Origin of the sequence: Pseudomonas paraglycinae, from assembly GCF_021601625.1 — a bacterium.
In the GTDB taxonomy this organism is placed as follows: domain Bacteria; phylum Pseudomonadota; class Gammaproteobacteria; order Pseudomonadales; family Pseudomonadaceae; genus Aquipseudomonas; species Aquipseudomonas paraglycinae.
The window spans coordinates 267,817-283,243 of the sequence record NZ_BQHR01000010.1; the positions used below are offsets into that span (position 1 = coordinate 267,817).

The 15,427-nt window shown below is 60.0% G+C and carries 15 protein-coding genes; 5 read left to right on the forward strand and 10 right to left on the reverse strand.

The annotated features are described in order from the left end of the window. Window positions 1–33: 33 nt before the first annotated feature. The 3 genes from trpB to L6D82_RS17265 all read left to right on the forward strand — a co-directional run bounded on the left by trpB (window position 34) and on the right by L6D82_RS17265 (window position 2,659). The gene (trpB, locus tag L6D82_RS17255) at window positions 34–1,281 is read left to right on the forward strand and encodes a tryptophan synthase subunit beta (protein ID WP_085748067.1); all 1,248 of its coding nucleotides are present in this window, start codon (window positions 34–36) and stop codon (window positions 1,279–1,281) included. Beyond that, window positions 1,281–2,093 carry a tryptophan synthase subunit alpha gene (gene trpA, locus L6D82_RS17260; RefSeq protein ID WP_236190571.1) on the forward strand — a complete coding sequence of 271 codons (813 nt, stop codon included), beginning with the start codon at window positions 1,281–1,283 and terminating at the stop codon, window positions 2,091–2,093. Before trpB ends, trpA begins: the two co-directional genes overlap by 1 nt. Window positions 2,094–2,215: 122 nt before the next feature. Continuing rightward, window positions 2,216–2,659 (forward strand): anti-virulence regulator CigR family protein, encoded by a 444-nt coding sequence (locus L6D82_RS17265; RefSeq protein WP_236190572.1) that lies wholly within the window; start codon window positions 2,216–2,218, stop codon window positions 2,657–2,659. A 68-nt stretch (window positions 2,660–2,727) separates the two neighbouring features. Here L6D82_RS17265 and L6D82_RS17270 read toward each other — a convergent pair whose 3' ends face one another. The 10 genes from L6D82_RS17270 to L6D82_RS17315 all read right to left on the reverse strand — a co-directional run bounded on the left by L6D82_RS17270 (window position 2,728) and on the right by L6D82_RS17315 (window position 12,570). After that, window positions 2,728–4,689: a DUF7844 domain-containing protein gene (locus L6D82_RS17270; RefSeq protein ID WP_236190578.1), complete on the reverse strand. Its 1,962-nt coding sequence runs from the start codon at window positions 4,687–4,689 to the stop codon at window positions 2,728–2,730. Continuing rightward, a complete protein-coding gene (locus L6D82_RS17275; protein ID WP_039764795.1) occupies window positions 4,686–5,006 on the reverse strand; it encodes a DUF2388 domain-containing protein in 321 nt (106 codons plus the stop codon). Before L6D82_RS17275 ends, L6D82_RS17270 begins: the two co-directional genes overlap by 4 nt. Window positions 5,007–5,033: 27 nt before the next feature. Next, complete coding sequence (locus L6D82_RS17280) at window positions 5,034–5,342, reverse strand: DUF2388 domain-containing protein (protein ID WP_236190580.1); 309 nt, start codon at window positions 5,340–5,342, stop codon at window positions 5,034–5,036. Window positions 5,343–5,449: 107 nt separating this feature from the next. Then, window positions 5,450–5,767, reverse strand: a complete 318-nt coding sequence (locus L6D82_RS17285; protein WP_007953908.1) for a DUF2388 domain-containing protein — start codon at window positions 5,765–5,767, stop codon at window positions 5,450–5,452. Window positions 5,768–6,099: 332 nt separating this feature from the next. Beyond that, on the reverse strand, window positions 6,100–6,315 hold the full coding sequence (locus tag L6D82_RS17290) for a DUF1127 domain-containing protein (protein ID WP_007911656.1): 216 nt from the start codon (window positions 6,313–6,315) through the stop codon (window positions 6,100–6,102). Between the two features lie 321 nt (window positions 6,316–6,636). After that, window positions 6,637–8,130 carry an acetyl-CoA hydrolase/transferase family protein gene (locus tag L6D82_RS17295; RefSeq protein ID WP_236190582.1) on the reverse strand — a complete coding sequence of 498 codons (1,494 nt, stop codon included), beginning with the start codon at window positions 8,128–8,130 and terminating at the stop codon, window positions 6,637–6,639. Window positions 8,131–8,345: 215 nt separating this feature from the next. Continuing rightward, entirely contained in the window at window positions 8,346–9,779 is a 1,434-nt protein-coding gene (locus L6D82_RS17300; protein WP_085613551.1) for an NAD(P)(+) transhydrogenase (Re/Si-specific) subunit beta, read from the reverse strand. Beyond that, window positions 9,779–10,099, reverse strand: a complete 321-nt coding sequence (locus L6D82_RS17305; RefSeq protein ID WP_003220416.1) for an NAD(P) transhydrogenase subunit alpha part 2 — start codon at window positions 10,097–10,099, stop codon at window positions 9,779–9,781. The genes L6D82_RS17300 and L6D82_RS17305 overlap by 1 nt, the downstream gene beginning before the upstream one ends. A gap of 15 nt (window positions 10,100–10,114) precedes the next feature. Continuing rightward, window positions 10,115–11,236: a Re/Si-specific NAD(P)(+) transhydrogenase subunit alpha gene (locus L6D82_RS17310; protein ID WP_011331831.1), complete on the reverse strand. Its 1,122-nt coding sequence runs from the start codon at window positions 11,234–11,236 to the stop codon at window positions 10,115–10,117. A 434-nt stretch (window positions 11,237–11,670) separates the two neighbouring features. Next, window positions 11,671–12,570 carry a LysR family transcriptional regulator gene (locus L6D82_RS17315; RefSeq protein WP_236190584.1) on the reverse strand — a complete coding sequence of 300 codons (900 nt, stop codon included), beginning with the start codon at window positions 12,568–12,570 and terminating at the stop codon, window positions 11,671–11,673. Window positions 12,571–12,728: 158 nt separating this feature from the next. Between L6D82_RS17315 and L6D82_RS17320 the strand changes: the two genes are divergently transcribed. Beyond that, window positions 12,729–13,910 (forward strand): acyl-CoA dehydrogenase, encoded by a 1,182-nt coding sequence (locus L6D82_RS17320; protein WP_011331834.1) that lies wholly within the window; start codon window positions 12,729–12,731, stop codon window positions 13,908–13,910. A gap of 13 nt (window positions 13,911–13,923) precedes the next feature. Continuing rightward, complete coding sequence (locus L6D82_RS17325) at window positions 13,924–15,144, forward strand: CaiB/BaiF CoA transferase family protein (protein WP_236190586.1); 1,221 nt, start codon at window positions 13,924–13,926, stop codon at window positions 15,142–15,144. Window positions 15,145–15,427: the final 283 nt, after the last annotated feature.

The following is a 15,427-nucleotide window of genomic DNA, read 5'->3' on the forward strand; positions in this document are numbered from 1 at the left end:
ATTGTCTTCTCGTGAAATCCGCTGGAGCGAACCATGACCCAGACTTCGAACACCTCCGATCTGCGTAACGGCCCTGACGCCAACGGCCTGTTTGGCTCGTTCGGCGGCCGTTACGTCGCCGAAACCCTGATGCCGTTGATCCTCGACCTGGCTCGTGAATACGAAGCGGCCAAGGAAGATCCGGCGTTCAAAGAAGAATTGGCCTACTTCCAGCGCGACTACGTCGGACGTCCGAGCCCGCTGTATTTCGCCGAGCGCCTGACCGAGTTCTGCGGTGGCGCCAAGATCTACCTCAAGCGCGAAGAGCTGAACCACACCGGCGCGCACAAGATCAACAACTGCATCGGCCAGATCCTGCTGGCGCGGCGCATGGGCAAGAAACGCATCATCGCCGAGACCGGCGCCGGCATGCACGGCGTGGCTACCGCCACCGTGGCTGCGCGTTTCGGTCTGGACTGCGTGATCTACATGGGCACCACCGACATCGAGCGTCAGCAGGCGAACGTATTCCGCATGAAGCTGCTGGGCGCCGAGGTGATCCCGGTGGTCGCCGGCACCGGCACCCTGAAAGACGCGATGAACGAAGCGCTGCGTGACTGGGTGACCAACGTCGACAGCACCTTTTACCTGATCGGCACCGTGGCCGGCCCGCACCCTTATCCAGCCATGGTTCGCGACTTCCAGGCGGTGATCGGCAAGGAAACCCGCGATCAGTTGCAAGCTCAGGAAGGTCGTCTGCCGGACAGCCTGGTGGCGTGCATCGGTGGCGGTTCCAACGCCATGGGCCTGTTCCACCCGTTCCTCGATGACAAGAGCGTCGAGATCATCGGCGTCGAAGCCGCCGGTTACGGCATCGAGACCGGCAAACACGCGGCCAGCCTCAACGGCGGCGTACCGGGTGTGCTGCACGGCAACCGTACCTTCCTGCTGCAGGACGACGATGGCCAGATCATCGACGCCCACTCGATTTCCGCCGGCCTCGACTATCCGGGCATCGGCCCTGAGCACGCGTGGTTGCATGACATCGGCCGCGTCCAGTACACCTCGGTGACCGACGACGAAGCCCTTGATGCGTTCCACAAATGCTGCCGCCTCGAGGGGATCATCCCTGCATTGGAAAGCGCTCATGCGTTGGCCGAAGTATTCAAACGCGCACCGAAACTGCCGAAGGATCACCTGATGGTGGTCAACCTGTCCGGCCGCGGCGACAAAGACATGCAGACCGTCATGCACCACATGGAACACTCTCAACAAGAGCAATCGAAGCAGGAGAAACACTGATGAGCCGCCTGCAAACCCGTTTTGCCGAACTCAAGGAACAGAATCGCGCCGCCCTGGTGACCTTCGTCACTGCTGGCGACCCGGACTACGACACCTCGCTGGCAATCCTCAAAGGCCTGCCGAAAGCCGGTGCCGACGTGATCGAACTGGGCATGCCGTTCACCGACCCGATGGCCGACGGCCCGGCGATTCAGCTGGCGAACATCCGTGCTTTGGGCGCCAAGCAGAACCTGATCAAAACCCTGCAAATGGTTCGCGAGTTCCGCAAGGACAACAGCGACACGCCGCTGGTGCTGATGGGTTACTTCAACCCGATCCACAAGTTCGGCGTCGAGCGCTTCATCGCCGAAGCCAAAGAGGCCGGCGTTGATGGCCTGATCGTGGTCGACATGCCACCGGAGCACAACTCGGAGCTGTGCGACCCGGCCCAGGCAGCGGGCATCGACTTCATCCGCCTGACCACCCCGACCACCGATGATGCGCGTCTGCCGAAAGTGTTGAACGGCAGCTCCGGCTTCGTTTACTACGTGTCGGTTGCCGGTGTGACCGGTGCCGGTGCGGCGACTCTGGAACACGTCGAGGAAGCGGTGGCGCGTCTGCGTCGGCATACCGATCTGCCGATCAGCATCGGCTTCGGTATCCGCACGCCGGAGCAGGCCGCGTCCATCGCGCGTCTGGCCGATGGTGTGGTGGTGGGCTCGGCGCTGATTGATCACATCGCCAGCGCGACCACGCCGGATCAGGCCATCGATGGCGTGCTGAGCCTGTGTTCGGCGCTGTCCGAAGGCGTGCGTAAGGCTCGCGTCAGCTGAAGGTAAAGTTCCTGATACAGAGGAATTAGGGCCTCGCGGCACAGACTAATTGAGCAAGACCGAGGGATTCAGAACCACGTTCTGAATCCCTTTTTGCTGTCAGTGCAGTGAGGAAAGACCCGATGAAAATGCCGAAACGTCTGATTGCCAGTCTGGGCGTGCTAATGATCAGCGCGACGCCGCTGCTGGCCAGCGCCGATCCGCGCGACGATCACGACCACGGCGGCCCGCAACAGGGCCACTACGACAATCGCGGTGGCGATCACTATGAATGGCAAAGCAACCATCGCGGCGGCCCGCCGCCTCGGGACTTCGGCCCGGTGCGTCAGGTGATCCGTGACAATCATGGCTACTTCGTGCGCGGTGCGCCGCCGCCTCCAGGCATTCATCTGGTCCGTGGCCGACCGCTGCCCCATGGCTATTACGGCGAGCGGCTGGATAACCGCGCGTTGAGTCGCCTGCCGTATTACCCGGGTTATGAATGGCGTCGTGCCGGCGGTGACATCGTGCTGATCGCGGTGGGTAGCGGGGTTGTTTACGAAGTGTTGGATGGCGTTCTGTACTGATCTGTCAGGTATAAAAAAGACCGCAGCCTTCACAGGCTGCGGTCTTTTGTTTTCAGGGCCGTTGTTTTTCAGGGCAATTCCAGTCCGCCCGAGGCTTTGTGCAGTTTGCGCAGGTGCTCGCCGATCTGCTTCACGTTGGCCTCGCTGGCCGCAATCTCGGCCGCTCGTTTGGGCTCGAGCAATGCGCGTACTTCCTTATCGAGATCGCCGGTCAGGGCCAGCAATTGTTTCTGGCGCTGGCTGCTTTCTGCTTCCAGTCGGCTGAATTCGCTTGGTTGCGGCAGGCCATAACCTCGGGAGTCGAGCAATTCTGCCGGTCGGCTGAGGAAGCCGCTGTTGGCGAGGATCTGCTGCAAGGTCGCGTTGGCCTTGTCCATTCCACCGTTCTCCAGCTCCCGGGCGCCGAGGTAGCGTTGCTTGACCTCATCCTGAGCCAGCAACAGTTGGCGGCGGAAACTGGCTTGCTCCAGCAACAACAGCGCGGCGCTGGTGCGCAGGTCAGCCCGTTCGAACCATGGACGACGTTCTTCGGCAGACAGCGAAAGCCATTCTTCAACGGTTGTCTGCTTGATCGGCAATTGCTTCTTCAACACATCGAACATCGCTTGATAACGATCTCGGAACGAGTCGAAGCGATAACCCAGGCGCAATGCCTCTTTCGGATCATCGAGCACGCTGGTGTCGGCCAGACCTCGCCCCTTCAGCACTTCCAGCAAACCATTGGGCATGATGCTGTCGAGGCCGGTGAGCCGGGCGTTGTTGCTGCCGCTGCGCAGCAGTTTCAGGCCTTCGACCGCACAGTTGTTGGAGAGGAAGAAGTAATTGCCGTCGTAGCTCCAGTGCATTTCGGCGGCGTGTTCGACCACGCCCTCGATTTCGCTGCGCGAGAGATTCAGCGGCACCGACGCCAGGCTGCGCAGTTCGGTCTTGGTGTATTCGTCGATCACCTGCGCCAGCGGCAACACGAACAGTCGTGACGGGTACTTGCCGACCAGTCCGTCCCAGCTCGACAGCTGTACGTCACCGACGAAGGCGCGGTATGACAGCACCAGATGCTGATCCAGATCCAGTCGGCAGTCCGGCCCGCGTGGTCGGCCCGGTGCACAGATCACCAGACGCAACATGCTGTGGCCCCAGCGGCTGACCCAATTCTGGTTAGCTTCGGCCAACAGGTAATCCACCGCGTACACGCGCTCCGGATCGACCTGGCCGAGGGGCTGTTTGGCAAAGTCGTTTCCGGCATTGAGGAAAGCGAAGGTTTTGGCGCATTCATCCTTTGCCGGCGGTGCCCAACCGAAGTGTTCCTGGTAATAGCGATACAGCGCCGGGCGACGGCAGGCGTAGCTCGGGTCGAGGAGGAAATACTCCATGTTGACCGCGACAAACTCCTTCGGGCTGGAGATTTCGTAAAGGTCGGGGCTGCGGGCGATCTGCCGGTTGTGCTGTTCACGTTCGCCACGACGGCCGACGTATTGCTGCCAGCCGGCGAGGTCGAGCAGGCGTGGATCATCGCTGAGGGTGAAGCGCCGACCGTTCTGGCCGCGGCACTCGTCGGGAATGCCGACCAGCCCGGCGCTGTTGTTGCGCCGGGTGCAGCGCTGGATCAGCGTGCGTTCGGCCGCCGGCCACAAGCGCGCGCGATCGTAAATGTGGGTGATTTCGTGCAGCACCGTGGCCAGCAGTTCCCGGCGAACGGTGCCGTGGGGGCGATTGTTTTTTTGCGTGGCCGCGCTGCCGTCGGTGAGGCTGGCGAGCAGTTTGCGGTTCAGGTCCAGCTCGGAGACGAGTGTCGCCTGGCCGTAGGCGTTGCCGGGCATGTCATCGGTCCAGCCGACATCGATGCGCCGATCCAGGCGTTCGATGAAGCTCGGCGGCAATGCCTGCATGGCCTCATCGAGCAGCGCCTGGCTGGCCTGTTGTTGGGTGGGGCTCAGGCCGTCGGTCTTGAGCCGCAATTGCAGGCCGGCGTGGGCGCTGTTGCCAAGCAGCAACAACGCCCCGGCCAGCAGCCAGGCGCCGAGTGACTTCACAGTGCGAGGATGGCTTCGGCGAGTACCTGATCGCTGGCATCGCGGGCTTCCGGCACGCGGGTGCGCAAGGTCTTGAAGGCCGCTTCCAGGTTTGCACCACGGATATCACCGTCGCTGGCCACGAAACTGGCAGCGTCGTCATGGGCTTCGCGGATGATTTTCGAATCGCGAATCGACGTAGTGGTGTCGGAGGTGAAATCGATGGTGCGCTGGGAGGCGCGGACGATGATGTTACTGGTGGCTACCAGGGTGTGTGCCTGGGCCATATCGGCCAACAACAGCAGGCCAAGGGCGGCAGCAATCAGCGGGCTACGCATGGAACGACTCCGAAAGGACAGGGATGACTATTGGACGAGAATTGACTGTGCCAGTTCAAGGTCGCTGACATGAAGTTTTGGCCGGCTCTTGCGCAGGTAATGCAGGGCGGATTCGAGCTGCGCACCGCGCATCTGGCCGTCACTGGCAACGAACGCTGCAGCATCGTCGTGCGCGGCGATGATCAGTTTACGGTCGAACGGCGCGGAAGACACCATGCCGGTGGCCCAGACGCTGACCACAGTGTTCTGTGTGGACACATCGAAGGCGTCTGCCAGAGGAACCCAGCAGGCGGCGATCAGTACAGAAGGGATAAGCAGATTTGTAAGAAAACGCATGGGACTCGGCAGCTGTTGGCGAGTCCCAAGGCTAGCGCAATGCCCGGACTAGAGCCAGTGCCGAAACATCGGGACACTAGCGGCGTGTCCCGAGATGCCCCTGTCGCTTAGATCGTCAGAATGGCCTGGGCCAGCTGTGCGTCGGTCGCGTTCAGTTGCGGAGCCTGATGACGGATGTGATCCAGTGCGCTCTCCAGTTTCACGCCACGGATTTCGCCTTCGCTGGCCACGAAGCTGGCAGCGTCGTCACGGGCAGCGAGCACGATCTTGTCGTCCCGGAAGGACGAGGTGACGTCGGAGGTGGCATCGGAAGAGGACTTGAGCGCGCCAACAACGGCGTCGGTGGTCACGATGAAGCTGGTGGCGCTGGCGTTGGCAGCTACGGCCAGCAGAGCGGCGGCGCTGAGCAGACGAAGACGGGACATGGGAGAACTCCTGTGGATAAACCGTATTGAGAGGTGGCTCGGTGTCTGAAGGTCAGACGCCAGTCGCACAGCATTCGCCACGTTCTGCATGGATCTTAGGCTTCCATTGCGACTTCGCACAGTCGTCAGGATGCTGGCCTTAATCGATTTCTCGTAACTGTACCTGCCTTTAATTAAATTATGAGAACTGTACCTGTTCGATGATCAAGGGTGGAGACTCGGTTTTCCTAGCCCACAAACGACAAAACCCGTCGCGGTTTCCCGCGACGGGTCTTGTGTATTCAATTCGGGTTGCTGGCGGTGGGTCTAGCGACCAGAGCCAGCGACGCTGCTTAGCGCCAGAACGGCTTGCTCAGCTCTTCGTAGCGTTGTGCTTCGCTAATCCCGGCGTCAGCCAGCAGACGCGAATCCAGACGAGCCAGTTGATGGCGGCTGGAGATGCGGCGCTGCCACAGCATCAGGTTGGCGATAACGCGCAGAGGCAGGGAAGCCTGGGTGTTTACAGCTTTGTCTTCGAAGAACAGTTCGGAACTGAGTGTACGTTCCATGGTTGACATCCTTCCGCTTGTGGCGGGATTAGGTAGTGGTTTAACTGGTGCCCATGATCCTCTCGTTTGGCCAGACTCTCTAGATACAGTTCACCTGTATTGTGAGTGACCAGTTAACTGTTTATAGAGGGTGTATGGGTCAAAATCGCGCAAACTGTACCTGTCTGCGCTTATTTGGTGCATTTTTACCCAATTCGATGATTCGAGTAGGCAAAAGCCGTAGGAAAAGACCGGTACAGCAGTACAGTTTTTGACGGCTTCGGTGGTTTTCAGAATCCCGCTGGCGAAACTGTGTTTGCGCCAGCGGAAAATCTGTGCGGACTACACCGCCAGCATGCGTCCGGTGTCTTCCAGATTGATGTGCCAGCTCAGAGCATCACGCAGAATATGCGGGGTGTGGCCGCCAATGGCGCAGGCTTTGTTGAAGTAGTCATTCAACGCCTGGCGGAAGTCCGGGTGCACACAGTTATCGATGATCACTCGGGCGCGTTCCCGTGGCGCCAGGCCGCGCAGGTCGGCCAGGCCCACCTCGGTCACCAGGATGTCGACGTCATGCTCGGTATGGTCGACGTGGCTGACCATCGGCACCACGCTGGAAATCGCGCCGCCCTTGGCGATCGACTTGGTCACGAACACCGCCAGGTGTGCGTTGCGCGCGAAGTCGCCCGAGCCGCCGATGCCGTTCATCATCCGCGTGCCGCAGACGTGGGTGGAGTTGACGTTGCCATAGATGTCGAATTCAAGGGCCGTGTTGATGCCGATGATGCCCAGGCGCCGCACCACTTCCGGGTGGTTGGAGATCTCCTGGGGACGCAGTACCAGCTTGTCCTTGTACTTCTCCAGGTTGCCGAACACGTCGCTGTTGCGCCGCTCCGACAGGGTGATCGAGCTGCCCGAGGCGAAGCTCAGCTTGCCGGCGTCGATCAGGTCAAAGGTCGAGTCCTGCAGCACTTCGGAGTACATGGTCAGGTCTTCGAACGGCGAATCGATCAGCCCGCACATCACCGCGTTGGCAATGTTGCCGATCCCGGCCTGCAGTGGGCCGAGCTTATTGGTCATGCGCCCGGCATCGACTTCCTGCTTGAGAAAGGTGATCAAGTGATCGGCGATGGCTTTGGTGTCGACATCCGGTGAGGACACGGTGGACGGCGAGTCAGACTGCTGGGTGATGACGATGGCGACGATCTTCTCCGGCGGGATCGGGATCGCGGTGCTACCGATGCGATCGTCGACCTTTACCAGCGGAATCGGCGTACGGGTCGGGCGGTAGGTCGGAATATAGATGTCATGCAGACCTTCGAGGTTGGCGTTGTGCGCCAGGTTGATCTCGACGATCACGTGTTTGGCGAAGATCGCGAAGCTCGCCGAGTTGCCCACCGAGGTGGTCGGCACGATATGGCCCTGTTCGGTGATGGCCACGGCTTCAATCACGGCGATATCCGGCAGCTTCAATTGCTGGTTGCGCAGTTGCTCCACGGTTTCCGACAGGTGCTGGTCGATGAACATCACTTCGCCGGCGTTGATCGCCTTGCGCAGGGTGCTGTCGACCTGGAACGGCATACGCCGCGACAGCACACCGGCCTCGGTCAGTTGTTTGTCGAGGTCGTTGCCCAGACTGGCGCCGGTCATCAGGCTGATCTTCAGCGGCGTGACCTTGGCTCGCTCGGCCAGCGCATGGGGCACGGCCTTGGCTTCGCCGGCGCGGGTGAAGCCGCTCATGCCGACGGTCATGCCGTCCTCAATCAGCGCAGCGGCGTCGGCGGCGCTCATCACTTTATCCAACAACGAAGGCAGGCGAATACGGTCACGGTACATGGATTATTTTCTCGGGCAGCGAGTAGCAGGATGCGCAGTCTAGTGAATTTCGCGAGCGCCTGTCCCGCTACCAAGGTCGCAAACGAGGCGTCTATTTAGCGGGTTTCAAGTAAAACACCGTTACTGGATCTGCAACAACGCGGCAAATTGTCCGACGTTTTGCGCAAACAAAAACGCCCCGACATGTCGGGGCGTCCGGTGAAGCAGCGAGCGAGTTATTCGACCGCTTTGACCATGTCTTCGATGACTTTTTTCGCGTCGCCGAAGACCATCATGGTCTTGTCCAGGTAGAACAGTTCGTTGTCCAGACCGGCATAGCCGCTGGCCATCGAGCGCTTGTTGACGATGATGGTCTTGGCCTTGAACGCTTCGAGGATCGGCATGCCGGCAATCGGCGATTTCGGATCGTTCTTGGCGGCCGGGTTGACCACGTCGTTGGCGCCGAGCACCAGTACCACGTCGGCCTGGCCGAACTCGGAGTTGATGTCTTCCATCTCGAACACCTGGTCGTACGGCACTTCGGCCTCGGCCAGCAGTACGTTCATGTGGCCAGGCATCCGACCGGCCACCGGGTGGATAGCGTACTTCACGGTCACGCCATGGTGGGTCAGCTTCTCGGTCAGCTCTTTCAAGGCGTGCTGTGCACGGGCCACCGCCAGGCCGTAACCCGGAACGATGATCACGGTGTCGGCGTTGGTCAGCAGGAAGGTCGCGTCGTCAGCCGAACCGGATTTCACCGGACGGGCTTCCTTCTCACCGGCAGGACCGGCGTCTGCTGTATTGCCGAAACCGCCGAGCAGTACATTAAAGAAGGAACGGTTCATCGCCTTGCACATGATGTACGAGAGGATCGCACCGCTCGAGCCCACCAGCGAACCGGCAATGATCAGCATCGAGTTGTTCAGTGAGAAGCCGATACCCGCCGCCGCCCAGCCGGAATAGCTGTTGAGCATCGACACCACCACCGGCATGTCGGCGCCGCCGATCGGGATGATGATCAGCACACCCATGACGAACGCCAGGGCCAGCATCAGCGCGAACGCGGCGAGGTTGCCGGTCAGCATGAAGGTGACACCGAGGATCAGAGTCGCCAGACCCAGCACTGCGTTCAGCTTGTGCTGACCGCTGAACTGTACCGGTGCGCCCTGGAACAGACGGAACTTGTACTTGCCAGACAGCTTGCCGAAGGCGATCACCGAACCGGAGAAGGTGATTGCACCGATGGCTGCGCCCAGGAACAGCTCCAGACGGTTACCCGCCGGGATCGAGTCGCCCAGTTGCTTGACGATGCCCAGCGACTGCGGCTCGACCACGGCAGCAATGGCGATGAACACCGCTGCCAGGCCGATCATGCTGTGCATGAACGCAACCAGTTCAGGCATCTTGGTCATTTCAACGCGTTTGGCCATGATCGAACCGGCGGTGCCGCCGATCAGCAGGCCGACGATCACATAGCCAATACCGGCGGTGGCCAGCTCAGCGCCCAGCTTATAGATGAGGCCGACAGTGGTGATAATTGCCAGCGCCATGCCGAGCATGCCGAACAGGTTGCCGCGGCGCGATGTGGTCGGGTGCGACAGACCCTTGAGGGCCTGGATGAAGCAGATCGACGCGATCAGGTAGAGCGTCGTGACGAGGTTCATGCTCATTACTTAGGCGCCTCTTCTTTTGCTTTCGGGGCTTTCTTCTTGAACATCTCAAGCATGCGGCGGGTCACCAGGAAGCCACCGAACACGTTGACCGCGGCCAGTGCCACGGCGAGGGTGCCCATGGTCTTGCCCAGCGGGGTGACGGTCAGTGCGGCCGCGAGCATGGCGCCGACAATCACGATCGCCGAAATGGCGTTGGTCACTGCCATCAAAGGCGTGTGCAGCGCGGGTGTAACGTTCCAGACCACGTGGTAACCGACATAAATCGCCAGCACGAAGATGATCAGGTTGTAGATACCGGGGGAGATAAGCTCTTCCATCGTCTGAATCCCTGCTTAGGCGTTTTTGCGGATGACTTGGCCGTCGCGGCACATCAGGCACGCGGCGACGATGTCGTCTTCGAGGTTCACTTCGAACTGGCCTTCTTTGGTGAAGACCAGCTTCAGGAAGTCCAGCAGGTTGCGTGCGTACAGCGCCGAGGCGTCTGCGGCGACTTCACCGGCGAGGTTGGTCGGGCCGACGATGGTCACGCCGTTCTCGATCACGACCTGGTCGGCCACGGTCAGCGGACAGTTGCCACCCTGAGCGGCCGCGAGGTCGATGACCACCGAGCCGGGTTTCATCTGCGCAACGGTGTCTGCGCTCAGCAGCGTCGGTGCCTTGCGGCCCGGAATCAGTGCGGTGGTGATGACGATGTCAGCCTGCTTGGCGCGCTCGTGCACGGCCTGGGCCTGACGCTGCATCCAGCTCGCCGGCATCGGGCGTGCGTAACCGCCGACGCCGACCGCGCATTCGCGTTCTTCATCGGTCTCGTAAGGCACGTCGACGAACTTGGCGCCGAGGGACTCGATCTGTTCCTTCACGGCCGGACGTACGTCGGACGCTTCGATGACGGCACCCAGACGTTTCGCCGTGGCAATCGCCTGCAACCCGGCCACACCGGCCCCCAGAATCAGCACGCGCGCCGCTTTCACGGTGCCCGCAGCGGTCATCAGCATCGGCATGAAGCGCGGATAGTAGTGAGCGGCCAGCAGCACCGCCTTATAGCCGGCAATATTCGCCTGGGACGACAGCACGTCGAGACTCTGGGCCCGGGAGGTACGTGGTGCCGCTTCCAGGGCGAACGCGGTAATTCCGCACTCGGCCATCTTCGCGATGGTGTCGTTGTTGAACGGGTTGAGCATGCCCACCAGCACCGTTCCGCGCTTGATCAGCGTCAGTTCGGCATCGCTTGGCGCGACCACTTTGAGAATCAGCTCGGCGCCAAACGCGTCATTGGCACTGCCAATGGTTGCGCCTGCCGCTTCATAGGCACTGTCGACAACGCTGGCTTTAACGCCGGCGCCGGTTTGCACAGTGACCTTATGACCTTGGCTGATCAGCTTTTTAATGGTTTCCGGGGTTGCAGCAACCCGTGTTTCACCGGTCTGGGTTTCGAGAGGAACACCAATGTGCACGTCAAATCTCCTGCGTGATCTTATTGAGTAAACCCATGCACTACGGATGGTGCGACTGGGGCGGCCGATCAGCACGATCCCGCCAAATCAGGGCGGGGCGCGGCATTTTGCAGGCGAAGTTTATGCCCTTCAAGGGATTATGACGGGTGACGGAAAATTAACTACAAGTCATCCCGTGACCGAATGTCGCAGATGGCCAGTTGAATCCCTTGCAGGCCGTGCCTTTCAAGGAGTCTGGATGAATTTGAAGAATTTTCTCATCGGTGACGTGAATAGGTCGCAATGAGTCGCGAATGAGGGCGCAAAGCCACGTCGGCAGGCGCTTGTGGGACGTCTGTACGACTTTCGGATACAGTCTGTCTATTTGCGACAAATAGTTATATCTGTAGGGCTTTGATTTTCCTGACTACGGGGTTAGCAATCGCTGAAACCCTTTAGCCTTCTAGGTTGTAGCTGTGTGCCTGGTTCACCAGCCAGTCGCGAAAAGCCTTGAGTGACGCGGATTCGACCTTTCGCTCCGGAATCATCAGGTAATACGCCTTGATGCTGGAGAGCGCTTTCGGGTTGGCAATCACCAAGCGTTTCTCGGCCAGTTCGCGCTGAATCAGGAACGGTGGGATCAGCGCGATGCCCATGTCGTGCATGGCCGCCTGGGCCAGCATGGAGAATAGCTCGTAGCGCGGACCTGTCATGTCGCGGGGGATGTTCAGGTGTTGCGAGTTGAACCACTGTCGCCAGGCGTAGGGGCGGGTGGTTTGCTGGAGCAGCGGCAGATCGGCGATTTCATCGGGTGTCAGATGCGTCTTGTTGCCGAGCAGGACGGGACTGCATACCGGCATCGGATTCTCGCCCATCAGCCTGTGGGATTCGGTACCGGACCAGTCGGCATCGCCAAAGTAGATGGCGGCATCGAATTCGGTGTCGGCAAACAGGAACGGGCGGGTGCGGTTGGTCAGGTTGACCGTCACTTCCGGGTGCTTGAGCTGGAAGTCCTTCAGTCTTGGCAACAGCCATTGCGTGCCGAAGGTGGGCACCACGGCGAGCTCAATCACATTGGTGCCTTGCTGACCCATCACCGACAGGGTGTCGCGCTCAACGGCGTCGAGTTGGGTGGCGACCCGACGACTGTAGGAAAGGCCCGCTTCTGTCAGCTTCACCCCGCGACGCGAGCGTCGGAAGAGTTCGACGCTGAGGAAGTCCTCCAGGCTGGCGATCTGTCGGCAAATGGCGCCCTGGGTGAGGGAAAGTTCTTCAGCGGCCTTGGTAAAGCTCTCGTGACGGGCAGCAGCCTCGAAGCTGATCAGGGCGGTGGTGCTGGGTATCTTGCGGCGCATGTACGTCAACCTCACTAATACATCGCTTAATCGGCATCTCGCGACGTTTCGGAGTGAGAAATTAGCACAACAGGATGCGAAATCCTCGTTTGTCGGGATGGCGAAGCGCGCCTAGGATCAATGCCACGTTAATTCACCCGATTTGCGAGGACTCACTCATGGGCGGTAAAGCTAGCTTCAACTGGATCGATCCACTGCTGCTGGATCAACAGCTGACTGAAGAAGAACGCATGATCCGCGACACTGCCGAGCAATTCGCCCAGCAGAGCCTCGCGCCGCGCGTGCTCGAAGCCTTCCGCCATGAAAAGACTGACCCGGCGATCTTCCGTGAAATGGGTGAGGTCGGCCTGTTGGGCGCGACCATCCCCGAGCAGTACGGTGGCAGCGGCCTCAACTACGTCAGCTATGGCCTGATCGCTCGTGAAGTCGAGCGTGTCGACTCTGGCTACCGTTCGATGATGAGCGTGCAGTCTTCGCTGGTGATGGTGCCGATCAACGAATTCGGTACTGAAGCACAGAAGCAGAAGTACCTGCCGAAGCTGGCTTCCGGCGAGTGGATCGGCTGCTTCGGTCTGACCGAGCCGAACCACGGTTCCGATCCAGGCGCGATGATTACACGTGCACGTAAAGTCGACGGCGGCTACAGCCTGACTGGTGCCAAGATGTGGATCACCAACAGCCCGATCGCCGATGTGTTCGTGGTCTGGGCCAAGGACGATGCTGGCGATATTCGCGGTTTCGTTCTGGAGAAGGGCTGGAAAGGCCTGAGCGCTCCGGCGATTCACGGCAAGGTCGGCCTGCGGGCTTCGATCACCGGCGAAATTGTCATGGACAATGTGTTCGTGCCGGAAGAGAACATCTTCCCGGATGTGCGTGGACTGAAAGGTCCGTTCACCTGCCTCAACTCCGCACGTTATGGCATCTCTTGGGGCGCGTTGGGTGCTGCCGAGTTCTGCTGGCACACCGCTCGCCAGTACACCCTGGATCGTCAACAGTTCGGTCGTCCGCTGGCCGCCACTCAGTTGATCCAGAAGAAGCTGGCTGACATGCAGACCGAGATCACTTTGGCACTGCAAGGCTGTCTGCGTCTGGGCCGCATGAAGGACGAAGGCACTGCTGCGGTTGAAATCACTTCGATCATGAAGCGCAACTCTTGCGGCAAGTCTCTCGAGATCGCCCGCATGGCGCGTGACATGTTGGGCGGCAACGGGATATCCGATGAATTCGGCGTGGCCCGTCACCTGGTCAACCTGGAAGTGGTGAATACCTATGAAGGCACTCACGACGTTCACGCGCTGATCCTCGGTCGTGCGCAGACCGGCCTGCAGGCGTTCTATTAATAGGAGAGCGACCATGGGCGCGCTGTCGCATCTGCGGGTACTGGATTTATCGCGAGTGCTGGCCGGCCCATGGGCCGGGCAAATTCTTGCTGACCTTGGGGCGGAAGTGATCAAGGTCGAGCGCCCGGGCAATGGTGACGACACTCGCGCCTGGGGGCCGCCCTTCCTGAAGGACGCTTATGGCGAGAACACTAGCGAGGCGGCTTATTACCTGTCGGCCAATCGCAACAAGCAATCGGTGACGATCGACTTTACGCGTCCCGAGGGCCAGAAGCTCGTTCGGGAGCTGGCAGCCAAGTCCGACATCCTGATCGAAAACTTCAAGGTGGGTGGTCTGGCGGCGTATGGCTTGGATTACGAGTCGCTGAAGGCGATCAATCCGGATCTGATCTATTGCTCGATCACCGGTTTTGGTCAGACCGGACCGTATGCCAAGCGTGCGGGTTATGACTTCATGATCCAGGGGCTTGGCGGGCTGATGAGTCTGACCGGGCGACCTGAGGGTGATGAAGGTGCCGGGCCGGTGAAGGTGGGTGTGGCGCTTACGGATATCCTGACGGGGTTGTATTCGACCGTGGCGATTTTGGCGGCATTGGCTCACCGTGATCACGATGGCGGCGGGCAGCATATCGATATGGCTTTGCTGGATGTGCAGGTGGCTTGTCTGGCTAACCAGGCGATGAATTACCTGACGACGGGCAATGCGCCAAAGCGGCTAGGGAATGCGCACCCGAATATCGTGCCGTACCAGGATTTTCCTACGGCCGATGGCGACTTCATTCTTACCGTGGGCAATGACGGGCAGTTCCGCAAATTTGCCGAAGTGGCGGGGCAGCCCCAGTGGGCGGACGATCCGCGTTTCGCGACTAATAAGCTGCGGGTGGCGAACCGTGCGGTGCTGATTCCGCTGATTCGTCAGGCGACGGTTTTCAAGACTACTGCCGAGTGGGTAACTCAGCTTGAGCAGGCGGGTGTACCGTGTGGACCGATCAATGATCTGTCACAGGTGTTCGAGGATCCACAGGTGAAGTCTCGCGGGTTGGCGATTGAGCTGCCTCACGCGCTGGCGGGGATGGTGCCGCAGGTGGCCAGCCCGATCCGGTTGTCGCGGACGCCTGTCGAGTATCGCCTTGCGCCTCCTTTGTTGGGCGAACACACCTTGGACGTTTTGCAGCGGGTGCTGGGTCTTGGGGCTGGAGCAGTGGCTGCGATGAAAGAGGATGGAGTGCTCTGATGGTTCTCTCTCTATATAGAAGGGGTGCTGAATCCTTTTCTATATAGAGGGAATTGGATGTTTTTTGGCCTATCCGCAAGTTATTGAAAGAAAAGCGAAATTAAGGGTTGACGGCAGATCCTGAGTCTCTATAATTCGCCCCACTTCCGGCGCAGACGAAACGGAAAACTCCTTGAGATTCAATGAGTTAAGTAGGTTTCGAAGGCGGGTCGCTTCAGTTCATCGAAGCCTGGAAGGAGTTGGAAATGTCGACTTGTTCGGCGCTTTTAACGGTTCGATCTTC